Annotated in this window: 24 protein-coding genes; 14 read left to right on the plus strand and 10 right to left on the minus strand. The window is 72.4% G+C overall.

Translation table 11 applies throughout. From position 1 onward, the window contains the following. The first annotated feature begins 428 nt into the window (after positions 1 to 428). From A8W25_RS14925 to A8W25_RS14940, 4 genes are all read left to right on the plus strand, one after another. Complete coding sequence (locus A8W25_RS14925) at positions 429 to 941, plus strand: hypothetical protein (protein WP_067161607.1); 513 nt, start codon at positions 429 to 431, stop codon at positions 939 to 941. A 46-nt stretch (positions 942 to 987) separates the two neighbouring features. After that, complete coding sequence (locus A8W25_RS14930; RefSeq protein ID WP_234386462.1) at positions 988 to 1,197, plus strand: helix-turn-helix domain-containing protein; 210 nt, start codon at positions 988 to 990, stop codon at positions 1,195 to 1,197. Between the two features lie 277 nt (positions 1,198 to 1,474). Continuing rightward, positions 1,475 to 2,905, plus strand: a complete 1,431-nt coding sequence (locus tag A8W25_RS14935; RefSeq protein WP_067161613.1) for a vanadium-dependent haloperoxidase — start codon at positions 1,475 to 1,477, stop codon at positions 2,903 to 2,905. A gap of 64 nt (positions 2,906 to 2,969) precedes the next feature. Continuing rightward, positions 2,970 to 4,229, plus strand: a complete 1,260-nt coding sequence (locus A8W25_RS14940; RefSeq protein WP_067161616.1) for a lactonase family protein — start codon at positions 2,970 to 2,972, stop codon at positions 4,227 to 4,229. Between the two features lie 70 nt (positions 4,230 to 4,299). Here A8W25_RS14940 and A8W25_RS14945 read toward each other — a convergent pair whose 3' ends face one another. Next, positions 4,300 to 5,175, minus strand: coding sequence for a sigma-70 family RNA polymerase sigma factor (locus tag A8W25_RS14945; protein ID WP_067164074.1), 876 nt, complete (start codon positions 5,173 to 5,175; stop codon positions 4,300 to 4,302). A gap of 128 nt (positions 5,176 to 5,303) precedes the next feature. Here A8W25_RS14945 and A8W25_RS14950 point away from each other — a divergent pair, with 128 nt between their 5' ends. Beyond that, positions 5,304 to 5,744: a hypothetical protein gene (locus tag A8W25_RS14950; RefSeq protein WP_067161619.1), complete on the plus strand. Its 441-nt coding sequence runs from the start codon at positions 5,304 to 5,306 to the stop codon at positions 5,742 to 5,744. Between the two features lie 25 nt (positions 5,745 to 5,769). Continuing rightward, on the plus strand, positions 5,770 to 6,027 hold the full coding sequence (locus tag A8W25_RS14955; protein WP_067161622.1) for a hypothetical protein: 258 nt from the start codon (positions 5,770 to 5,772) through the stop codon (positions 6,025 to 6,027). A 92-nt stretch (positions 6,028 to 6,119) separates the two neighbouring features. On the opposite strand, the gene A8W25_RS14960 is transcribed toward A8W25_RS14955, so the two are convergent. The 6 genes from A8W25_RS14960 to A8W25_RS14985 all read right to left on the minus strand — a co-directional run bounded on the left by A8W25_RS14960 (position 6,120) and on the right by A8W25_RS14985 (position 12,500). Then, positions 6,120 to 6,566, minus strand: a complete 447-nt coding sequence (locus A8W25_RS14960) for a heat shock protein transcriptional repressor HspR (RefSeq protein WP_067161624.1) — start codon at positions 6,564 to 6,566, stop codon at positions 6,120 to 6,122. A gap of 1 nt (position 6,567) precedes the next feature. Further along, positions 6,568 to 7,752: a molecular chaperone DnaJ gene (gene dnaJ / locus A8W25_RS14965; RefSeq protein WP_067161627.1), complete on the minus strand. Its 1,185-nt coding sequence runs from the start codon at positions 7,750 to 7,752 to the stop codon at positions 6,568 to 6,570. Between the two features lie 45 nt (positions 7,753 to 7,797). Further along, complete coding sequence (gene grpE / locus A8W25_RS14970; RefSeq protein ID WP_067161630.1) at positions 7,798 to 8,439, minus strand: nucleotide exchange factor GrpE; 642 nt, start codon at positions 8,437 to 8,439, stop codon at positions 7,798 to 7,800. Next, complete coding sequence (dnaK, locus tag A8W25_RS14975; RefSeq protein ID WP_067161633.1) at positions 8,439 to 10,301, minus strand: molecular chaperone DnaK; 1,863 nt, start codon at positions 10,299 to 10,301, stop codon at positions 8,439 to 8,441. Before dnaK ends, grpE begins: the two co-directional genes overlap by 1 nt. 475 nt (positions 10,302 to 10,776) lie before the next feature. Further along, a complete protein-coding gene (locus tag A8W25_RS14980) occupies positions 10,777 to 11,466 on the minus strand; it encodes an ABC transporter ATP-binding protein (RefSeq protein WP_067161636.1) in 690 nt (229 codons plus the stop codon). Continuing rightward, positions 11,463 to 12,500, minus strand: a complete 1,038-nt coding sequence (locus A8W25_RS14985; protein WP_067161639.1) for an ABC transporter permease — start codon at positions 12,498 to 12,500, stop codon at positions 11,463 to 11,465. The genes A8W25_RS14980 and A8W25_RS14985 overlap by 4 nt, the downstream gene beginning before the upstream one ends. Positions 12,501 to 12,633: 133 nt before the next feature. On the opposite strand from A8W25_RS14985, the gene A8W25_RS14990 reads away from it, so the two are divergent. The 5 genes from A8W25_RS14990 to A8W25_RS15010 all read left to right on the plus strand — a co-directional run bounded on the left by A8W25_RS14990 (position 12,634) and on the right by A8W25_RS15010 (position 16,267). Next, a complete protein-coding gene (locus A8W25_RS14990) occupies positions 12,634 to 13,803 on the plus strand; it encodes a sensor histidine kinase (protein ID WP_067161642.1) in 1,170 nt (389 codons plus the stop codon). Next, positions 13,800 to 14,441 (plus strand): response regulator, encoded by a 642-nt coding sequence (locus A8W25_RS14995; protein WP_067161645.1) that lies wholly within the window; start codon positions 13,800 to 13,802, stop codon positions 14,439 to 14,441. Before A8W25_RS14990 ends, A8W25_RS14995 begins: the two co-directional genes overlap by 4 nt. A gap of 84 nt (positions 14,442 to 14,525) precedes the next feature. Beyond that, the gene (locus tag A8W25_RS15000; RefSeq protein WP_067161647.1) at positions 14,526 to 14,852 is read left to right on the plus strand and encodes a hypothetical protein; all 327 of its coding nucleotides are present in this window, start codon (positions 14,526 to 14,528) and stop codon (positions 14,850 to 14,852) included. 9 nt (positions 14,853 to 14,861) lie between these two features. Then, positions 14,862 to 15,674 (plus strand): papain-like cysteine protease family protein, encoded by an 813-nt coding sequence (locus tag A8W25_RS15005; RefSeq protein ID WP_067161650.1) that lies wholly within the window; start codon positions 14,862 to 14,864, stop codon positions 15,672 to 15,674. Positions 15,675 to 15,685: 11 nt separating this feature from the next. After that, positions 15,686 to 16,267, plus strand: a complete 582-nt coding sequence (locus A8W25_RS15010; protein WP_067161652.1) for a hypothetical protein — start codon at positions 15,686 to 15,688, stop codon at positions 16,265 to 16,267. Between the two features lie 76 nt (positions 16,268 to 16,343). On the opposite strand, the gene A8W25_RS15015 is transcribed toward A8W25_RS15010, so the two are convergent. Next, positions 16,344 to 16,889 (minus strand): universal stress protein, encoded by a 546-nt coding sequence (locus tag A8W25_RS15015; protein ID WP_324616216.1) that lies wholly within the window; start codon positions 16,887 to 16,889, stop codon positions 16,344 to 16,346. Beyond that, the gene (locus tag A8W25_RS33990) at positions 16,853 to 17,017 is read right to left on the minus strand and encodes a hypothetical protein (RefSeq protein ID WP_158942552.1); all 165 of its coding nucleotides are present in this window, start codon (positions 17,015 to 17,017) and stop codon (positions 16,853 to 16,855) included. The genes A8W25_RS15015 and A8W25_RS33990 overlap by 37 nt, the downstream gene beginning before the upstream one ends. Before the next feature lie 100 nt (positions 17,018 to 17,117). Between A8W25_RS33990 and A8W25_RS15020 the strand changes: the two genes are divergently transcribed. Continuing rightward, positions 17,118 to 18,605 carry a PLP-dependent aminotransferase family protein gene (locus A8W25_RS15020; RefSeq protein ID WP_067161658.1) on the plus strand — a complete coding sequence of 496 codons (1,488 nt, stop codon included), beginning with the start codon at positions 17,118 to 17,120 and terminating at the stop codon, positions 18,603 to 18,605. 107 nt (positions 18,606 to 18,712) lie between these two features. On the opposite strand, the gene A8W25_RS15025 is transcribed toward A8W25_RS15020, so the two are convergent. After that, complete coding sequence (locus A8W25_RS15025) at positions 18,713 to 19,021, minus strand: DUF5955 family protein (RefSeq protein ID WP_199831757.1); 309 nt, start codon at positions 19,019 to 19,021, stop codon at positions 18,713 to 18,715. 152 nt (positions 19,022 to 19,173) lie between these two features. On the opposite strand from A8W25_RS15025, the gene A8W25_RS15030 reads away from it, so the two are divergent. Further along, positions 19,174 to 19,782 carry a nucleotidyltransferase family protein gene (locus tag A8W25_RS15030; RefSeq protein WP_067161660.1) on the plus strand — a complete coding sequence of 203 codons (609 nt, stop codon included), beginning with the start codon at positions 19,174 to 19,176 and terminating at the stop codon, positions 19,780 to 19,782. A 237-nt stretch (positions 19,783 to 20,019) separates the two neighbouring features. Next, positions 20,020 to 21,639 (plus strand): malate synthase A, encoded by a 1,620-nt coding sequence (gene aceB / locus A8W25_RS15035; RefSeq protein WP_067161663.1) that lies wholly within the window; start codon positions 20,020 to 20,022, stop codon positions 21,637 to 21,639. Positions 21,640 to 21,685 lie beyond the last annotated feature (46 nt).

Consider the following 21,685-nt stretch of genomic DNA (forward strand, 5'->3'; position numbering starts at 1 on the left):
CGCGACAGTAGGTGCGCGCTCGCGCGCAGGAGTCGCTTGCGTACGCGCACGCACCGTGCCACCCTGATCACGCGTTCGCAATTTGCCGAACTCGTGTTCCCATACGTGGGGAGGGGTTTGCACATGCCCGCACACATGACCACTCCGAAGACGCCTTTGACCTCGGACTTATCCCGATCGGCGGATGACCTCGACTGGCGCAGGACCGCCGCCTGCGTAAATCTCCCACAGCGCTCCGTATTCACCCGCGTTCCCTCCGAGGCGGAACCGGTATTGCGAGCATGCAACCAGTGCCCGGTCCGCAGGGAGTGCGAGGTGGTCGTCGACCCCGCGCACACCTTCTTCGACGGGGTGAGCGGCGGACGGCTCTGGCGCAACGGCCGCGAGGTCAAACGGACCGCGGCGCACACCTCCCGGCAGGCGGGGCGATGAGGACGACGGGCAGGGACACGAGCGCGGCCGAGAACACCGGCGCGGTGTGGCTGGAGTCGCTGGCCCACCGGTTCCCCGACCTCCTCGCGGAGCTGGCCCCGTCCCCGGCGGGCCCGCGCGAACGGCACGGCGGCGGGCCCTCGCGCTCCACCACCGCGCCGATCCGGCTGCACATCTCCGACGCCGTACGGGACATCACCGACGGTGTGGTCGAGCTGGAGGAGGCGGTACGGGAGCGGCTCGGCCTGCGCCCGGCGGCCCCGGCCCCGGTGGTGGCCCGGTTGCGCCGCATCGCCGGACTCCTGGACCGCGTACGGGAGTTGCCCGACCTCAACGCGCATCTGACGGAGGAGACCCGGCGCATGGCCCGGCGCTGTGCCCGTGAGCTCGGCGACCCGGAGCAGATGGTCCGGGTCGGCGGGCGCTGTCCCGCCTGCGGCTCGGTGGTCCCGCCTGCGGCTCGGTGTCGCTGCGCATCTTCCCGGAGCGCGGCGCCGTGCTCTGTGTGAACCCCGTCTGCCGCCATGTGGTGGAGACGGCCCTGGAGGAGGCCTCGTGAGCGCGTGCCTGGCGCCGGAAAGGGTGGCGGGGCTCGTCTCGGGCGACCTCGCCGCCGCCGAGGTCGCCGTCTCGCCCGCGACCATCCGCAAGTGGGTCCAGCTGGGCCATCTGAAGTCGGCGGGCCGCCAGGGGCGCAGACTGCTCTACCGGCTGGAGGACGTGTTCGCGGCGGAGCGTTCCGTACACCGCGAAGAGACCGCGTAGGAACGTCACCCTCGACATCCACCACAAGTGGCCTCACCCGGACCCGGGTGAGGCCACTTCGCTTGTCGCCCCACCGTCCCCAAATGCCCCTCCCACCAGGGTTGTTGCGCAATCCGGGACCCCGGATCACACTTGATGCAGCGGCAGAACCGCGCCCACATCCGGGGCGACGGGTCTGCCGCTTCGTGCTGCTCCGGCTGTTTCCCACGCCCCTCCGCCAAGGAGTCGGGCGCCGCAGCCGTGCGTCCGGCACGCCTTCCCGAAAGGAATCCCACCAGTGGATCAAATCCTGTTCTGGAACGCGGTCGCCCTGGAGGCCGACCGTACGACCCACACCACGGGCGCCCCCGCCGAGGCCGGCACCCGGGGTCCGTGCGGCGCCTCACGGGCGCTGGCGCTCACCCATCTCGCCATGCACGACGCCTACTTCGCCATCCACCCCGGGCACGACTGCTACCTCGGCGACTCGCTGCCCGAGGCCCCGGTCGGCGCCTCCTCCGACGCGGCCATAGCGGCCGCCGCGCACGCCACCCTCAGCGTGCTCTACCCGACCCAGAAGGAGTACTTCAACGCCCAGCACCGGGCCGCCGGACTCCCCACGGGCCAGGCCAACAGCGACGGCCACGGCTTCGGCCTCCGGGTCGCCGCGGTACTCCGGTCGCTGCGCGGGAACGATCCCGGCCTCGGCGACGACGGCTATGTCCACTCGGTCGACCGGCTGCACCACCGGCCCGACCCGGTCGACCCGGGCCAGAGCGTGTACGCCGCGTACTACGGCGCCCGCTCCCACCTCTTCGCCGCCACCACCCGCCACCACCTGGACGCCCCGCCGCAGCCGGGCACCCCGAAGTACCGGGCGGGGCTGCGCGAGGTGCGCGCCAAGGGCATCGCGACGCACCTGATGGGCGCGCTGCCGGAGGACCTGCGGGCGAGCCGGCGCACCCCGCAGGAGACCGCGATCGGCATGTTCTGGGCGTACGACGGGGTCGTCGGCCTGGGCACACCGCCGCGCTTCTACAACCAGATCGTCCGCAAGGTAGCCCAGGCGCAGCACAACGACACCGCCCAGAACGCCCGGCTGTTCGCGCTGCTCAACGCCGCCATGGCGGACGCGGGCATCCTGGCCTGGACCGACAAGTACATCTACGACCTGTGGCGCCCGGTCGTCGGCATCCGCGAGCACGGCACCTGCTGCGGCCCGGCCGGCACCGGCGCACCGGCGCTGAGCACGGACGCCGACCCCGAATGGCTGCCGCTGGGCGCGCCCAACTCCAACAACCCCGGCGGAAAGGTCAACCGGACGCCGAACTTCCCCTCGTACCCCTCGGGCCACGCCACCTTCGGCGCGGCCGCCTTCCAGTCGGTGCGGCAGTTCTACCGCCACGGCCACTACGGGCCGGACAACCTCACCGCCGGTCTGGAGTTCGTCTCCGACGAACTCAACGGCACCACCACCGACCCCAACGGGGTCGCACGCACCCGGGTGGTCCGCACCTTCCCCGGCGGGCTCTGGGACATGATCCGGGAGAACAGCCTCAGCAGGGTGTTCCTCGGCGTGCACTGGAACTACGACGGCTGGGTTCCCAACGCCTCCGGCGACATGGACCTGAGTCTGAACATCGGCGGTGTCCGGCTCGGCCTCGACATCGCGAACGACATCGCCACCCACGGCCTGCGCGCCTCCCGCGCGGCCGGTCCCGCGGCCTAGGGCCCGTACACCGATGAATCTGCTGACCCGCGGCCGCCGGCCGCATACCAAGAAGGAATCCACTGTGGGAACGAACGAGACCTCCGAAGCGGTGACCGGGCTCGGATCCGGCCACTCCGGCGACAACCCGCCCCCGGCCACGGCCCGGCGCGGCGGCTTCGTCTATGTGATGAGCAACCAGGAGACCGGCAACTCCGTGACGGTCTTCACCCGTGACGTCTACGGCAATCTGACCCGCAAGGGCACCTACCCCACCGGCGGGCTCGGCGTGGGCCGCAGCTACGACCTGGAGGACACCTCCGACCCGCTGGTCTCGCAGGGCTCGCTGATCGCCAGTGCGGACCAGAGGTTCCTGTTTGGCGTCGACTCCGGCAGCAACGAGGTCTCCTCGCTCGCCGTCGACGGCGAGCGGCTGCGGCTGGTCAGCCGGGTCTCCAGCGGCGGTGTCCGCCCGGTCAGCGTGGCCGTGCACGGCAATCTGCTGTACGCCGTCAACGCCACCGACGGCTCGATCGCCGGCTTCCGGGTCGGCGAGGACGGCTCGCTCACCCCCGTCGACGGCTCCCGCAGGCCCCTGATCGGCGGTGCGGGGGCGGGTCCCTCGCAGATCCAGTTCACGCCCGACGGCACCCGGCTCATCGTCACCGAGCGGCAGACGAACATCATCGACGTCTTCCCCGTCGACGCGTACGGCCGGGTGGGCGAGCCGGTGCGCAACCAGTCGGCGGGCCTCGCCCCCTTCACCGCCACCTTCCTCGGCGACGTGCTGATGGTCACCGAGATCATCGGCGCCCCCGGCTTCCTGGGCTCCATGTCCACGTACCACGTCAACCGCGACGGCACCCTCCAGGTGATCAGCGCCGCGGTGACCACCACCGAACTCACCACCTGCTGGACGGCGAACAGCGTCCTGGACCCGAGCGTCGTGTACGTGGCGAACGCCCAGAGCGGCTCCATCGGCGCCTTCCGCTTCAACGAGCGGGGCGAGATCACGCTCTTCCCGGCCGACGGCCACATCGCCGTCAGCAAGAACTCGCACGCCACCCAGGACATGGCCATCACCAACGACGGCCTGTACCTGTACGTCCTCACCGCCGGGATCGACGAGAAGATCGCGGACCCGCGGCTGCCCACATACGTGGAGGGCACGCCGTACTGCGACAAGATGTCGATCAGCGCGTACCGGATCGAGGCGAACGCGGGGCTGACCACGCTGAAGGGGTTCGGCGTGGCCGATGACCCGCCGCGGGTGGTGAGCCCGGGCGTCCTCGCGCCGAGCGCGGGCGGGCTTGCGCCCGGGTCGGAGGGAATAGTCGCCTTCTGACGGGTAGGCCTTTGTCCGCCGGGCCCACGGCCGTCCCGCGAACGCCGGTCGTGGGCCCCGCTCGTACCCGCTACGCCGCCAGGACCGCCAGGTCCAGGCGGCGCAAGCGGTCCGGGTCGGCCCGAAGCGTGATCTCGGTGATCCGGCCGTCGGCCAGCGAGAAGCCGATGACCACCTTGAGCTCGCCCCCGGGCGCCCACACCGCCCCCACCGTGCCGTCCACCAGGGCCAGTTGCGCGGTCTGGGCGCGTCCGTTGAACGTGCCGGCCACCGCCGGTGCCCCGCGGACCTCGCCCATCGCCCCGACCTCCACGGTCGCGCGGTCGGCCCGCACCACCACGTCCGGGTCGAGGAGTTCGAGCAGCGCGTCGAAGTCGCCCGCGCGCGAGGCGGCGAAGAAGGCGTCGACGACCTCCCGCTGGCGCGCCAGATCCGCGTCCGGCACCGGCGCCGACTCCTGCACCCGGCGCCGCGCCCGGCTGGCGAGCTGGCGGGTGGCCACCGTGGAGCGCCCCACCACGGGCGCGATCTCGTCGAACGGCACCATGAACATGTCGTGCAGCACGAAGGCGATCCGCTCGGCGGGCGCCAGCGTGTTGAGGACGACCAGCATCGCCAGGCCCACCGAGTCCACGAGCAGCACCTCGTGCTCGGGGTCGCCCGGCTCCTCGTGCCCGCGCGCGCGGACCGGCACGGGCTCGTCGTACAACAGCTCGCGCCGCGAGTCGCGCGAGCGCAGCATGTCCAGGCACACCCGTCCCACGACGGTGGTGAGCCAGCCGCCGAGGTTCTTGACACAGGCGGCGTCGGTGCGGCTGAGCCGCAGCCATGCCTCCTGGACGGCGTCGTCCGCCTCGTTGAGGTTGCCGAGTATCCGGTAGGCGACGGCCCGCAAGTGGGTGCGGTTGGCCTCGAACCGCTCCGCCAGCCGTTCGCCCTCGTCCACGTTCACGGTCACTTCTTCCCCTGCCTCACCCGAAGAGGTGGCACCGACTGTATCCGCTGACCCGTCCCACGGGTACGGCGATCCGGCTCTCAACTGCCTTATAGATCAGGACATTTGACGGAGGTCCCATGGCCGTACCACCCGTATCACCCGCACCCGGGGCCTCCCGGGTCGACGCGGCCCGCGCCCAGCACCTGGAGGCGCTCGGCCGCGACTGGGCCTTCGAGCTGGGCGGCGAGGTCTTCGCGCTGCCCCGGGAGATCTCCCGGGGCAGCGCGCGCGGACTGCGCGCGCTGGGCGGCGACGACCTCGGCGCCTCGCTCGAACTGCTGCTCGGCGAGGCGCAGTCCGCACGGCTGCGCCGCCACCGCCCCTCGCCGTACGACGTCGAGGCGGTCCTGGCGTCCTGGGGCCGGGACACCGGGCTCGGCCTGGGGGAAGGCTGCGCCTCGGCGTGTTCGTGGACGACAACGCCGAGGCGCTCGAAGCCGCGCTGCTGCGCCACTACGGCGTGGACCTCCTGGACTGGCACCGCGGCCGGCTCTCCTCCCGCCGCCTCACGGTCCTGATCCGCCACCTACCGAAGGAGCCGTCATGGTGAGCAGCGGCCAGGCCGAAGGGGTCGCGATCGAGCTCGAACGGCTGCGGCGCGCGGTGGACGTCGGATTCGCCACCACCCGGGGCGACCTGGCGCTGCTGCTCCAGCGCGCCGACCAGACCGACAAGACCCTCGGCGAGCACGACGACCGCCTGGACGCGCTGGAGCGCGCCCGCTGGCCGCTGCCCGCGATCGCCGCCCTGACCTCCTGCGCCGCCCTCGCGGTGAGCATCTGGCAGGGCACGGGCCACTAGACGGCGACCGGCGGTCGGACGGCACACCGCGCGAAAGGGCCCGCAGCCCCCCTCACGGGGACTGCGGGCCCTTTGCGCGTGTGCTGACTGTCCTACTCCGTCGGCCGCTTGGGCCGCCACACCACCAGGGCGCTGGTCTGCTGCACGTCCTGGTACGGGACCAGATCGCGCCGGTACGACGCGTGGACCTGGGCCTCGCGCTGCCGCATCGCGGCGGCCGCCCCGTCCACCGCCGCCGAGAGCTCGGCGACGCGCTGCTGGAGCGCGGCCACCTGGTTCTCCAGCTCGATGATGCGCTTGATACCGGCCAGGTTGATGCCTTCGTCCTGCGACAACTGCTGCACCGTACGGAGCAGTTCGATGTCGCGGGCCGAGTAGCGGCGGCCGCGGCCGGCCGTGCGGTCGGGCGAGACCAGGCCGAGGCGGTCGTACTGGCGCAGGGTCTGCGGGTGCAGACCGGAGAGCTGAGCGGCGACCGAGATGACGTACACCGGCGATTCGTCGGTCAGTTCGTACGGGTTTCGTCGTCGGCCGTCCATCTCATGCTCCCTTCGCGGCCTGGAACAGTTCTGCCCGCGGATCGATGTCCGCAGTCGCCTCGCGGAACGCCTCCAGGGCCTCGCGCGCCTTGTCGTCGAGGTCCTTGGGGACCATGACGTCGACGGTGACCAGGAGGTCGCCGCGCGAGCCGTCCTTGCGGACCGCGCCCTTGCCCCGGGCCCGCATCGTACGACCGTTGGGCGTGCCCGCGGGGAGCTTCAGGGTGACCGGGGGCCCGCCGAGGGTGGGCACCTTCACCTCGCCGCCGAGTGCCGCCTCCGCGAAGGTGACGGGCACGGTGACCGTGAGGTTGTCGTCCTTGCGGCCGAAGACCGGGTGGGCGTCGACGTGCACGACCACATAGAGGTCGCCCGCGGGGCCGCCGCGCTCGCCCGCCGCGCCCTTGCCGCGCAGCCGGATCCGCTGGCCGTCGAAGACGCCCGCCGGGATCCTGACCTGCATGGTCCGCGAGGACTTGGCACGGCCGCTGCCCTTGCAGACCTCGCACGGGTTCTCCGCGATCAGACCGCGGCCCTTGCAGTCCACGCACGGGTCGGTGAGCGAGAAGCCGCCGCCCGTGCCGCGCGAGACCTGGCCGGTGCCGACGCACGTCGGGCACACCCGGGGCGTGCCGTTCTTGTCGCCGGTGCCCGAACAGGCCTTGCAGGGGGCCTGGCTGGAGAGCCGGATCGGGACCGTGGCCCCGTCCACCGCCTCGGTGAAGCTGAGCGTCACCTCGGACTCCAGGTCCTGGCCGCGGCGCGGCTGGGTCCTGGTGCCCGGGCCGCCCGCGCCGCCCCGGTTGAAGAGGCCGCCGAAGACGTCGCCCAGGCCGCCGCCGAAGCCGCCGCCGCCCTGGGCCCCGCCCTGGGCGCCCCCGAAGAGGTCGCCCAGGTCGAAGTTGAAGCTGCCGCCGCCGGCGCCGGGACCGGCCCGGAAGCCGCCGTTGCCGAAGAGGGCGCGCGCCTCGTCGTACTCCTTGCGCTTCTTGGCGTCGCCGAGGATGTCGTTGGCCTCGGAGATCTCCTTGAAGCGCTCCTCGGCCTTGACGTCACCCTTGTTGGCGTCCGGGTGGAACTCGCGGGCGAGCTTGCGGTACGCCTTCTTGATCTCGGCCTCGGTGGCGTCCTTGGGGACGCCGAGGACCTTGTAGTAGTCCTTCTCGACGAAGTCCTTCGTGCTCATCGACGTCCCTCCTTCCGGACGGTCACTTCATCCTCGACCGCTGCGTCAGCCCTTGTCCGGGCCACCGCTCTCCTCGTCGGCCGTGTCTTCCTTGCCCTCCTTCGCCGCGCCCGGCTGGGGCTCGGCGACGGCGACCCGCGCGGGTCGGATCGTGCGCTCGCCGATCCGGTACCCGGGCTGGAGGATCCCGACGCACGTCGTCTCGGTGACGTCCGGTGCGTACGAGTGCATCAGGGCCTCGTGGACCGTCGGGTCGAAGGGCTCGCCCTCCTTGCCGAACTGCTGCAGGCCCATCTTCGCGGCGACCGTCTCCAGCGACTCGGCGACCGACTTGAAGCCGCCGGTCAGCTCGCCGTGCTCACGGGCCCGGCCGATGTCGTCGAGCACGGGCAGCAGCTCGGTCAGAAGGCCGGCGACGGCGATCTCCTTGACCGTGACGCGGTCCCGCTCCACACGGCGACGGTAGTTCTGGTACTCGGCCTGGAGCCGCTGGAGGTCCGCCGTGCGCTCACCGAGCGCCGTCTGGGCCTGGTCCAGCTGAGCCGTCAGGGCGATTTCCTTGGCTGCGTCCCCGGCCGGGGCCGCCTTCCCCTCCTTGGAGGAGTCGGCGGCCTTCGGCTCGGCGTCTTCCTGTGCGCCGGAGGGGACTTCGGGCTTCTCCTCGAAGCCCGGGGTCTCCTCAGACATCAGGCCGCGCCGCCCTTCGCGTCGCCCGGCTTCTCGTCGTCGACGATCTCGGCGTCGACCACGTCGTCCGCGTTGTCTGCGGACTGGGTCTGCTGGGCACCCTCGGCGCCCGGCGCACCCTGCGCGGCCTGGGCGTCCGCGTACATCGCCTGGCCGAGCTTCTGGGAGACGGCCGCCAGCTTCTCGGTCGCGGTGCGGATCTCCGCGGTGTCCTCGCCCTTGAGCTTGTCCTTCAGCTCGGTGACGGCGGTCTCGACCTCGGTCTTGACCTCGCCCGGGACCTTGTCCTCGTTGTCCTTGAGGAACTTCTCGGTCTGGTAGACGAGCTGCTCGCCCTGGTTGCGGGACTCGGCGGCCTCGCGGCGGCGGTGGTCCTCCTCCGCGTACTGCTCGGCCTCCTCGCGCATGCGGTTGACCTCGTCCTTCGGCAGCGAGGAGCCGCCGGTGACGGTCATCTTCTGCTCCTTGCCCGTGCCCAGGTCCTTCGCGGTCACGTGCATGATGCCGTTGGCGTCGATGTCGAAGGCGACCTCGATCTGCGGGACGCCACGCGGGGCCGGCGGCAGACCGGTCAGCTCGAACATGCCGAGCTTCTTGTTGTACGCCGCGATCTCGCGCTCGCCCTGGTAGACCTGGATCTGGACGGAGGGCTGGTTGTCCTCGGCGGTGGTGAAGATCTCCGACCGCTTGGTCGGGATCGTCGTGTTCCGCTCGATGAGCTTGGTCATGATGCCGCCCTTGGTCTCGATACCAAGCGACAGCGGGGTCACGTCGAGGAGCAGGACGTCCTTGACCTCACCCTTGAGGACACCGGCCTGCAGGGCGGCGCCGATGGCGACGACCTCGTCCGGGTTGACGCCCTTGTTGGCGTCCTTGCCGCCGGTCAGCTCGCGCACGAGCTCGGCGACGGCCGGCATACGGGTGGAGCCACCGACGAGAACGACGTGGTCGATCTCGGAGAGCTGGATGCCCGCGTCCTTGATGACGTTGTGGAACGGGTGCTTGCAGCGCTCGAGGAGGTCGGCGGTCAGCTGCTGGAACTGAGCGCGCGTCAGCTTCTCGTCCAGGTGCAGCGGGCCCTCGGCCGAGGCCGTGATGTACGGCAGGTTGATCGAGGTCTCGGTGGACGAGGACAGCTCGATCTTCGCCTTCTCGGCGGCCTCGCGCAGGCGCTGGAGCGCCATCTTGTCCTTGGAGAGGTCCACGCCGTGGCCGGAGTGGAACTGCTTCACCAGGTAGTCGACGACGCGCTGGTCCCAGTCGTCACCACCGAGGTGGTTGTCACCGTTGGTGGCCTTCACCTCGACGACGCCGTCACCGATCTCCAGGAGCGACACGTCGAAGGTGCCGCCGCCGAGGTCGAAGACGAGAATGGTCTGGTCGTCCTTGTCGAGGCCGTACGCCAGGGCGGCGGCGGTCGGCTCGTTGACGATGCGCAGGACGTTGAGGCCCGCGATCTCACCGGCCTCCTTCGTCGCCTGACGCTCGGAGTCGTTGAAGTACGCCGGGACGGTGATGACCGCGTCGGTGACCTTCTCGCCCAGGTACGCCTCGGCGTCGCGCTTCAGCTTCTGCAGGATGAAGGCGCTCATCTGCTGCGGGTTGAAGGTCTTGCCGTCGAGGTCGATCTTCCAGTCGGTGCCCATGTGGCGCTTGACCGAGCGGATGGTCCGGTCGACGTTGGTGACGGCCTGCCGCTTGGCGACCTCACCGACGAGGACCTCGCCGTTCTTGGCGAAGGCGACGACGGACGGCGTGGTCCTGGCGCCTTCGGCGTTGGTGATGACGGTGGGCTCGCCGCCTTCGAGAACGCTGACGACGGAATTAGTCGTGCCCAGGTCGATGCCGACCGCACGTGCCATTTTGATTCCTCCAACTGACATCTTGAGTGGAACTGACTCAAGTGTGCCTCACCCGTCCCGGCCGGTCAACAGAGCTGAGTCCCCTAGGCTCAACTTTTATACGCGCCTTAGGTTTGTGCCCGGTGTTTGCCTGCGGGCCGGTGGGGGCTGGTCGCGCAGTTCCCCGCGCCCCTGATGGGGCCGGTGTGTATCCGCGGGTCGTCGTGGGCTGGTCGCGCAGTTCCCCGCGCCCCTGGGCAGCACGGGGGCGGGCCAGACCTGAGGACCGGGCCACCCCGCAACCCCCTAGGGGCGCGGGGAACTGCGCGACCAGCCACCGATCACCGTTCACCTGGTCACGCGCCCGCAGCACCACTCCCTTTAGGGGCGCGGGGAACTGCGCGATCAGCCACCGACCACCGGTCACCTGACCACGCGCCCGCAGCACCACCCCCTTAGGGACGCGGGGAACTGCGCGACCGGCCCCCGCCGGCCGTCAGCCGGCCACGCGCCCCGCGCCGAGCCGCCCGTCCCCCATCTCCACCACGTGATCCACCCGCTCCACATGCCCCACGTCATGCGTGACCAGCACCGTCGCCGTGGCGCGCTCCCGGGTGAGCCGGACCAGAAGGTCAAGGACCGAAGCCCCCCGGGCATGGTCGAGCGCGCTCGTCGGCTCGTCCACCAGCAGCACAGACGGCGAGTTCATCAACGCCCGCGCGATGTTCACCCGCTGCCGCTCACCGCCGGAGAGCTGGTGCGGCCGCCGGTCGGCCCGGTCGACGAGGCCCACCGCGTCGAGCAGATCCAGCGCACGCGCCCGGGCGCCCGCAGGCCTCGCGCCCGCCAGATGCGCCATCACCTGCACCTGCTCCGCCGCCGTCAGCGACGGCAGCAGGTTCGGCTGCTGGAAGACGATCCCGACGCGCTCCCGACGCAGCGCCGCCCGCTCGGCCGCGCTCAGCGACCCCGTCTCGGCCCCGGCGAGCACCACCCGCCCCCGGTCGGGCGTGATCAGCGTCGCCGCCACCGCGAGCAGGCTGGACTTGCCCGAGCCCGACGGCCCCACGCACGCCGTCAGGGTCCCGGCCGGCACGGCCAGGGACACCTCGTCGAGCGCGGTGAGCCGCCCGTCCCCGTCCGGGTACGTCAGCGTCACACAGTCCAGCAGAAGCGGCGCGGTCATCGGGCACTCCCCAGCGCGGTCAGCGGGTCGACGGCGGTGATCCGCCGGATGGACAGGGCGGCGCCGAGCACGCCGAGGACGATCAGGACGAGCGCGGGAACCAGCGTGGTGCGGACGTCGAGGACGAACGGCACCGCGCCCTCGACGAGCCCGCCGACCGCCGCCGCGAGCCCCGTCCCGGCCGCCGTCCCCGCGCACAGCATCAGCACCGCCTGCCCCAGCGCGTCCCTCAGGAGGTACGGCGTGGACGCGCCGAGCGCCTTGAGGACCGCGATGTCCCCGCTGCGCTGGATCGTCCACACGGTGAAGAACGCACCCACGACCAGCGCCGAGATGACGAAGAGGAAGCCGCGCATCAGCTGGAGCGAGCCGTTCTCGGCCCGGTAGGACGGCAGGGCGGACAGCGCGCCGTCCAGGGTGCGGGTGGTGGTGCCGAGCGACCGGTCGGCCGCCGTGAGGTCCACGCCGTCGCCGAGCGTCAGGGCCACCACCGTGGCCGGTGCCCCGGACGCCAGCACGGTCCAGACGACCGGGGTGTGGCTGTACGAGTCCTCGCCGCGCACCGCCGAGACGGTCAGCGCCCGGCCGCCCACGACGACCGTGCCGCCCTCGGCCGCCCGCAGCTTGTCGGCCGCGCCCCGGGAGAGGACCACGGCCCCCTCCCGTACCGGAGCGAGCCCCGAGCCGGGCCGGACGGCGAACACCGACACCGCCTCCGTGCGCTCCCCCGCCTTGGCGTTCACCGTGGAGATCGCGAGCGGCTCGGCGCCGCGCACGCCGGGCACCCGGCCCCACCCCTGCCAGACGGACGGGCGCAGGACCGAGCTGGTGAACGACACCGCCCGACCGCCGGGCGGCGCCGCGAAGGCGAGCCGGTCGGCGGGCAGCCCCACGACGGCCGAGGTGTTGTCCCGGGCGAGCCCGGCGGTCAGCCCGGACAACAGGCCGACGAGCAGGGTGATGAGCACCACCACCGTGCCCATCAGCGCGAACCGGCCCCGGGCGAACCGGAGGTCTCTCCATGCGACGAACATGGCCCCAGCCTCCCGGCCCGGGCCCGCCGGGACATCGCGCCACAGCACACATCGACCGGATCGAAGGATGCATCCGCACATCAAACTTTCGGTTGACCGGGCCGGGGCCGGGCCCGCTTACGCTGGAAGTCCTATGGACTCCCGCCCCCACACCCCGGTCGCCCGGCTGCTGCGCCTGTGTCTGCACGCGCTGCTCGCCGGGCTGCTCGCGCTGGTCGCGGCCCGGTCGACGGGCGAGGCGGGGGTGCTGTCAGCGACGGGCGCGATGGCGGCGGTGTACGCGGCGGGGGTGCTGATGCCCGCCGTGCGGCCCCGTACCCGCTCGGGCGCCGGCTGGCTCGGGCTGCTCTGTGCCGTCTGGCTGCTGCTGCTCGTACTGTCGCCGGACGCCCTGTGGGTGGCCTTCCCCCTCTACTTCCTCCAGCTGCACCTGCTGCCGTCGCGCTGGGGCCTGCCCGCCGTGGCGGCGACGGCGGGCGCGGCCATCGCGAGCTTCCTGCTCCACGGCGAGCAGGTCACGCCCGGCACCTTCATCGGGCCGCCGCTGGGCGCGGCCGTGGCGGTGGCCACCGTCCTCGGCTACGACGCGCTGTACCGGGAGAGCGAGCGGCGGCGCGAGCTGATCGAGGAGCTGGTGTCGACCCGCGCCGAGCTCGCCGACGCGGAGCGCGCGGCGGGCACGCTGGCCGAGCGCGAACGCCTCGCCCGGGAGATCCACGACACGCTGGCGCAGGGCCTGTCCTCCATCCAGCTGCTGCTGCGGGCCGCCGAGCGCGCGCTGGCGGCGGACGACCCGGCCCGCGCCCATGTCGAGCAGGCGCGTACGGCCGCCCAGGACAATCTGGCGGAGGCCCGCCGGTTCGTCCGGGCGCTGACCCCGCCCGGTCTGGAGCGCGCCTCGCTGCCCGGGGCCCTGGAGCGCCTGTGCGCCTCGACACCCGGCCCCGCCGTGCGGTTCGGGGTGAGCGGCACCCCGGTCGAGCTGCCCACGCCGTACGAGGTCGCACTGCTGCGGATCGCCCAGTCGGCGCTCGCCAACACGGTCCGGCACGCCGCGGCGGAGCGCGCGGAGATCACGCTGAGCTTCATGGACACCTCGGTGGCACTGGATGTCGTCGACGACGGCAAGGGCTTCGAGCCGGGCCGTGAGCGTCCGTCGGGCACCGGCGGCTTCGGGCTCCCGGCGATGCGGTCGCGGGCGCGCTCGCTGGGCGGCACCCTGAGCGTCGAGTCGGCGCCGGGCCAGGGCACGGCGGTCGCGATCACCCTGCCGCTGCCGGTGCGGGAACGGGGTGCGCCATGAGCGCCGCGCCGATCAGGCTGCTGCTCGCCGACGACCACCCGATCGTGCGGGCGGGGCTGCGGGCCGTCCTCGGCACCGAGCCGGACTTCACGGTCACCGGCGAGGCCGCGACCGCCGAGCGGGCGGTGGAGCTGGCGGCCTCGGGCGGCTTCGACGTGGTGCTGATGGACCTTCAGTTCGGCGCCGGGATGCACGGCTCGGCCGCCACCGCCGCGATCACCGCACGGCCGGGCGCGCCCCGGGTGCTCGTCCTCACCACGTACGACACGGACGCCGACATCCTGGCGGCCGTGGAGGCGGGCGCGGCCGGGTATCTGCTGAAGGACGCGCCGCCGGAGGAGCTGGCGGCGGCCGTGCGGACGGCGGCGGCCGGACAGTCGGCGCTCGCCCCGGCGGTGGCGCACCGGCTGATGGACCGGATGCGCACCCCGGCCGAGGCGCTCACCCGCCGGGAGCTCGAAGTGCTGCAACTGGTCGGCGACGGGCTCTCCAACCAGCAGATCAGCAAACGGCTCTTCCTGAGCCAGGCGACCGTCAAGTCCCACCTCGTCCATGTCTACGCGAAGCTGGGAGTGGAGTCGCGCACGGCGGCGGTCGCGGCGGCCGGCGCACGCCGGCTGATCCGGCAGCCCGGCTGATTTCCTCTACGCTCACGCGTCACGGCCGACGCGGAGGGGCATGCATGCGGCATGTGTCCGGCCTGAGCCGCGCGGAGGCACCGTATGCCACAGACAGCCCGCCAGTACTGGTGGAATCTGCAAGGACGCACCCGACTCAACTTCAACTGGGGCATCATCAACCACGACTCGACCGTGATCATCACCGCGTCCGAGTACAGCGTGGACAACAACGACCCCAGGCACAGCCCCCGGTTCGTCGGCGCCGCCACGATCACGGTGGAGAACATCAGCCCGCACTCGCCGCCCTACGACCCGAACCACGGGGTCACGTTCACGGTCAACGTGGAGTGGGGCGCGCCGCTGCACATCGTCACCGACATCACGGTCCTGGACGGCCCACCGGTCGCCATCGAGTACCAGAACGGCTGAGGGGGGCCGATGCCGCGTACCGCACGCCAGTACTGGGCCGGGCTCCAGGGCCGTACCGCGCTGAACTTCAACTGGGGCATCATCGACCACGACTCGACGGTCATCGTCACGGTCTCCGAGTTCAGCGTCGACCCCAACGACCTCAAGCACAGCCCCCGGTTCACGGGCGCGGCGCCGGTGCGGGTCAGCAACATCAGCCCGCACTCCCCGCCGTACGACCCCAACCACGGCGTGACCTTCGTGGTCACCGTCGAATGGGGCGCCCCGCTGCACATCGTCACCGACATCACGGTCCTGGACGACAAGCCGGTCTACCGGCTGTGGGACGGCGGCCGGCTGGCCTTCACGATGCAGGCCCAGACGCAGACCAACTGGTGCTGGGCGGCGGTGTCGACCAGCATCGCCCGCTTCTACAACGCCGGGAGCACCTGGACCCAGTGCGCGGTGGCCAACTCGCAGACCGGGCGCACCGACTGCTGCGGCGGCGGGGCGAGCGGGGCCGGCTGCAACTCCCAGCAGCCGCTGGACAATCCGCTGCGGATCGTCGGTCACTTCGACCGGATGGTCTCCAACCGGGTGGACTTCGCGACGGTCGAGTCCGAGATCAAGGCGGGCCGTCCGCTGTGCGTCCGGATCGGCTGGTCGACCGGCGGCGGGCACTTCCTCACCGCGATGGGCGTGGACGCGCCGCTGAGCGGCTCGGACGCGATCGTGGCCGTCGACGACCCGATCTACGGCCGGTCCGACCAGGTCTACAACACGCTCGCGACCAGCTACCAGGGCAGTGGAACCTGGACCCACAGCTACTACACCCGGGCATAGGGGACGGACCCATGGCGCTTCAAGTACCGCAGCCACCCCAGGAGTCGCGCTCGGCCGCCGAGGCCGGGGTCGAGCTCCTCGCGGGCCTCGGCCGGGTCCGCACGGCGACGCTGCTGCCCGCCGCGGCCGACGAGCTCCGGCTGGCCCATCCGCTCCAGATGTACGTGATCGGCCTCGGCGATCTGCCGGGCGGCCTGGGCCGCGCCCGGCCGGTCGCCTGGCGCTATCTCGTCCAGCACGACTCGGGGCCGGTCGCGCTCGCCGAGACGGTACGGGACGAGGCGGGCGGCCACGTCTTCAGCCAGCTCAACTACGGGCCGTTCGTGGCCGGTACGGCGGCCGCCCTTGAGGCCGCCGGGCGGGCGCCGGGCGACGACGCGGAGGTGCGGCTGCTGCATCTTCCGGCCGTCCATCTGATCGCCGTCTGGCTGCACTCACCCGCCTCGGACACCCTGGTTCCGGCGTCCCCGGCCCCCTCGGGCGTCGAGGCGGACCGCGCGTACCCGGCGGCCGAACTCTTCGCGCTGCTCGCGGCGAACGCGCCGCAGGACGTGCTGCCGCCGGAGGCGGAGGACGACCGGGGCGGGGGCTGAGAGCCCGTCTTCGGACCCCTCACCGCGGACACACCGCCACAGGCCTCGCGCCCGTGAGCCCCCGGCCGCCGGGGGCTCACACCCGCAGCGCGAAGTCCTGTGCCGTGGCCCGGCGCAGCTCCCTTGCCGCACCCTTCGGCGCCCGCGGCGCGGGCACGGTCAGCAGCGGGCACTCCGCGTGCCGCAGTACGTACCGGCGCACCCGGGCCCGCCAGGTGCCCGAGCGCGCGCCCACCACCAGCAGGTCGTCCGGGCGGTGCGCGATCGTGCACAGCGCGGGCCCCGGCCGCCCGCGCGCCGCCACCTCGCGGACCTCGACGCCCGGCGGCAGCCCGCCGAACGCGTCCGCGAAGGCCTCGTCGAGGCGTCGGCGCGCGTCCTGCTCCCAGTGCGCCGCCCACGCCGGGTCGGGGTGGCGCAGATACAGGTACTCGCCCTCGGGCGGCTCCCACGCGATCACGGCGACCAGTCTGCGGCCGCTGCGCCGCGCCTCGTCGGCGGCGGCGCGCAGGGCGGCCAGGCTGCCCAGCGAACCGCTCACGCCCACGACCACCCGCCCCGGGCCCGGCCCACCGTGCCGCCCGCTCACTCGGCCCGTCCCTTCCACGGCCGAAGGGCCCACAGCCGGCCGGGGGAGAGGGGCCTCGGCCCCTCTTCGCGGCGCCGCTGCATCTCCCGCTCGAACCGGTCCGTCACCGTCCCCGCCGCCGTACCCGCCGCCGTGCCCATGACCGTCGCCTCGCCCTGCATGGTTCTCGCCCTTTCCGGCCGTTCCAGACCAATGCGCTGACACTTGGAGAGTCTGTAGGCTTATTGGCCTGGACAGCAGGGCCAATCCAAGGGAGTTGGTATGGCAGGGATGGGAACGGTCCACTCCTTGGGCGGGGTGGCCGACAGCAGCCGGACGCTGGGCAGCCGACAGCTGGCCACGCTGGTGGCCGCCACCGCCGGGGAGCGCCCCGGCTATCGCGCGCTCGCCCAGGGGGTGCGCACCCTGCTGCTGGACGGGCGTATTCCGCTGCACACGAGGCTGCCCGCCGAGCGCGAGCTGGCCGGCGCCCTCGGGGTGAGCCGGGCCACCGTGACCGCCGCGTACGACCTGCTGCGCGAGGGCGGATACGCGCTGAGCCGCCGGGGCGCGGGCACCTGGACCGAGCTGCCGGCCGGCCGGCGCCCGGCCAATGTGGCCAGCTTCCCGGACGGCGCGGACACCATCGACCTGGCGATGGCGGCCCCGGCCGCGCCGGAGGCCGAGTACGCCGAGGCGCTGGCGCTCGCCGGGGCGCGGCTGCCCGGCCATCTGCGCACCCCCGGCTACCACCCGCTGGGCCTGCCCGAGCTGCGCGCGGCCGTGGCCGAGCGGTACACCCGGCGGGGCCTGCCGACGCTCCCCGACCAGATCCTGGTCACCACGGGCGCCCAGCAGGCCCTCTCCCTGGTGATGGGGCTGCTCGCGCGCCCCGGCGACCGCGTCCTGGTGGAGAGCCCCTCGTACGCCAACGGCCTGGACGCGATCCGCTACGCCGGGCTGCGCATGACGCCCGTGCCAGTGACCGACGAGGGCTGGGACGGCGAGCTGCTGGAGTGCGCGCTGCGGCAGACCGCGCCCCGGCTCGCGTATCTGATCCCGGACTTCCACAATCCGACCGGCGCCCTGATGGGGGCCGAGCAGCGCGCCCGGCTGCTGCGCTCGGCGCGCGCGACCGGGACCTGGCTGCTGGTCGACGAGACGATGGCGGAGATGGCGCTGGACGTTCCGGCGCCCGCCCCGCTCGCCTCGCTCGCACGCCACGGCGAGGCGGAGCAGATCGTGACGGTCGGCTCGCTGAGCAAGACGCACTGGGGCGGGCTGCGCATCGGCTGGGTACGGGCGGGTTCACGGCTCATCACCGAGCTGGCGGCGACCCGGATCCACCGGGACATGGCGTCCTCGGTCCTGGACCAGCTGGTGGCGATCGAGCTGCTGCCCGGTATGGACGGCGTGCTGGTGGAGCGGCTGGCGCAGATGCGGGAGCGGCGGTCGGCCCTGGCGGACGCCCTGGCCCGCCACTTCCCCGAATGGCGCTGGCAGTTGCCGCCGGGCGGTCTGACGCTCTGGGTCGACCTGGGCCGCCCGATCGCGGGCGCGCTGTGCGAGGCCGCACTGGGGCATGGGGTGCGCCTCCAGGGCGGGGCCCGTTTCGCGGCGGACCCCGGCACGCATGAGCATCGCTTGCGGATTCCGTACTGCATGCCGCCGGATGTCACCCGGGAGGCGGTCCGCCGCCTCGCGGCAACCCTGTCCGCGGGCCTGCCCACGACCCTGCGCGAGCCGGACCGCCCGCACTGGGTGGCGTAGCCGCTTCTGGATCGGCCCGGAGTCCGTCGGCGGGTTGCGGTGGGTTGCTCGCGCAGTTCCCCGCGCCCCTGAAGATGCCGCTGCGCGGCAGTCCCCCGGGCAACGCGTCAGCGCTGCGGCTCACCGAATAAGTCGACCGCCTCCCGTACCCCCTTCACCGCCACGGACAGCGCGCTCACCGAGCCGATGGAGCCCGCGATCAGCAGCAGTGAGCGGCGCAGTCGCGGGACCTCGGGCGCGCCGGACACCGCCATCGCGTCCAGCGCCGCCAGCTCGTCCTCGGCGACGGCCCGGTCCGGAAACTCCCCCGGGTACCCCGCCAGCTCCCGGCGCAGCCGCGCCACGGCGACCCGCAGCCCCGCCACCCTGGGATCCGCACTGCCGGTCACGGGCCACTGCTCCACGCGTCGCAACAAAGTTCCTTCCCCACGCACATCTTCGTGCCGGTGCTCACAGCCCGTCAGCGAAGGTCAACTGACGGGAGTTGCGGGCCAGTTAACGCCATCGCGCCCGGCGCGCGCCACCGTGTGGACGGAATTCGGCGGGCGCATTCGGTATACGTGGGGCCATGACCTCACCGACGAACGACGAACCGCAGGTCGTGGGCCTGCTCCTGGCGGCCGGCGGCGGGCGGCGCCTGGGCGGCCGCCCCAAGGCCCTGTTGACGCACCGGGGCCGCCCGCTGGTGGAGCACGCGGTACGGGTGCTGCGCGAGGGCGGCTGCACCACCGTGCACGTGGTGCTCGGGGCCGCCGCCGACGAGGTGCGCGCCCGCGCCCGGCTCGATGGCTGTGTACTGGTCGACAACCCGGAGTGGGACGAGGGCATGGGCTCCTCCCTGCGCGCGGGCCTCGCCTCGCTCACCGGCACGGGGGCCGGGGCCGCCCTGGTCAGCCTGGTCGACCAGCCCGGTATCGGCGCACAGGCGATCGGGCGCGTCCGGGCCGCGTACCGCTCACCGGACTCGCTCGTGGCCGCCGCGTACGACGGGAAGCGCGGCCATCCCGTGCTCTTCGGCGCCGACCGGTGGCAGCCGGTCGCGGCGAGCGCGCGGGGCGACCGCGGGGCGCGCGCCTATCTCGCGGAGCACGAGGCGGAGATCGCGCTCGTCGAGTGCGGGGACGTGGCCGAGCCGTACGACATCGACACGGAGGCGGATCTCGGGCGGCTCGGCTGATCCTCCGGTACACCTGGAGTGAACGCGATGGCACCGAGCGCCACGGTCTGTCGACCCGGAGAATCTCGATATCAACAAACCATTGAACTTCCACTATGAGGAAACTAGTATCCACTGTTCAGAAGCGCCCGATTGATTGAGACGGCGCCCCCAGTCGCATCCGGGGCCCTGGCACGCAGTGCCATTTCTGCCTCCCGGCGGCCGGTCAGGGCACCGCCCGCGAAGGAGTGACAGCACATGTCCGCACCAGCGCCGTCCCCGCTGGCCATCGTCGACGCCGAACCCCTGCCCCGGCAGGACGAGGTGCTCACCGACGCGGCCCTCGCCTTCGTGGCCGAGCTGCACCGGCTGTTCACGCCCCGCCGTGACGAGCTCCTCCTCCGCCGCCAGGAGCGCCGCGCCGAGATCGCCCGCACCTCCACGCTGGACTTCCGCCCCGAGACGGCCGCCGTGCGCGAGGGCGACTGGAAGGTCGCCCCGGCCCCGGCCGCGCTCAACGACCGCCGGGTCGAGATCACCGGTCCGACCGACCGCAAGATGACCATCAACGCGCTGAACTCCGGCGCCAGGGTCTGGCTCGCCGACTTCGAGGACGCCTCCGCCCCCACCTGGGAGAACGTGATCCTCGGCCAGCTCAACCTGATCGACGCGTACGAGCGGAAGATCGACTTCACCGACCCGAGGTCGGGCAAGTCGTATGCGCTCAAGGACGCGGGCGAGCTCGCCACCGTCGTGATGCGCCCGCGCGGCTGGCACCTGGAGGAGCGCCATCTGCGCTTCGACGGCCGCCCGGTCCCCGGCGCCCTGGTCGACTTCGGCCTCTACTTCTTCCACAACGCCAAGCGCCTCATCGAGCTCGGCAAGGGCCCGTACTTCTACCTCCCCAAGACGGAGTCGTATCTGGAGGCCCGCCTCTGGAACGACGTCTTCGTCTTCGCGCAGGACTACGTCGGCATCCCCCAGGGCACCGTCCGCGCGACCGTCCTCATCGAGACGATCACGGCCGCGTACGAGATGGAGGAGATCCTCTACGAGCTGCGCGACCACGCCGCCGGGCTGAACGCGGGCCGCTGGGACTACCTCTTCTCGATCGTCAAGAACTTCCGTGACGGCGGCCCCAAGTTCGTCCTGCCGGACCGCAACCTGGTGACCATGACGGCCCCGTTCATGCGCGCGTACACCGAACTCCTCGTCCGCACCTGCCACAAGCGCGGCGCGCACGCCATCGGCGGTATGGCGGCCTTCATCCCGTCCCGCAAGGACGCCGAGGTCAACAAGGTCGCCTTCGAGAAGGTCAAGGCCGACAAGGACCGCGAGGCGGGCGACGGCTTCGACGGCTCCTGGGTCGCCCACCCTGACCTCGTCCCGATCGCCATGGCCTCCTTCGACGCGGTCCTCGGCGACCGGCCGAACCAGAAGGACCGGCTGCGCGAGGACGTGTCCGTCGCCCCCGGCGACCTGATCGCCATCGACTCCCTCGACGCCAAGCCCACCTACGACGGCCTGCGCAACGCCGTCCAGGTCGGCACCCGCTACATCGAGGCCTGGCTGCGGGGCCTGGGCGCCGTCGCCATCTTCAACCTCATGGAGGACGCGGCCACCGCCGAGATCTCCCGCTCGCAGATCTGGCAGTGGATCAACGCGGGTGTGGTGTTCGAGAACGGCGAGCTCGCCACCGCCGAGCTCGCCCGCAAGGTCGCGGGCGAGGAACTGGCCGCGATCCGCGCCGAGATCGGCGAGGAGGCCTTCGCGGCCGGGCGCTGGCAGCAGGCCCACGACCTGCTGCTCAAGGTCTCCCTGGACGCGGACTACGCGGACTTCCTGACGCTTCCGGCCTATGAGCAGCTGGTCGGCTGACCCGACGTCACTTCACGCGGGGCCGGGGCGAATCCTTCGCCCGCGG

This window comes from Streptomyces sp. ERV7, from assembly GCF_001653515.1.
Lineage (GTDB): Bacteria > Actinomycetota > Actinomycetes > Streptomycetales > Streptomycetaceae > Streptomyces.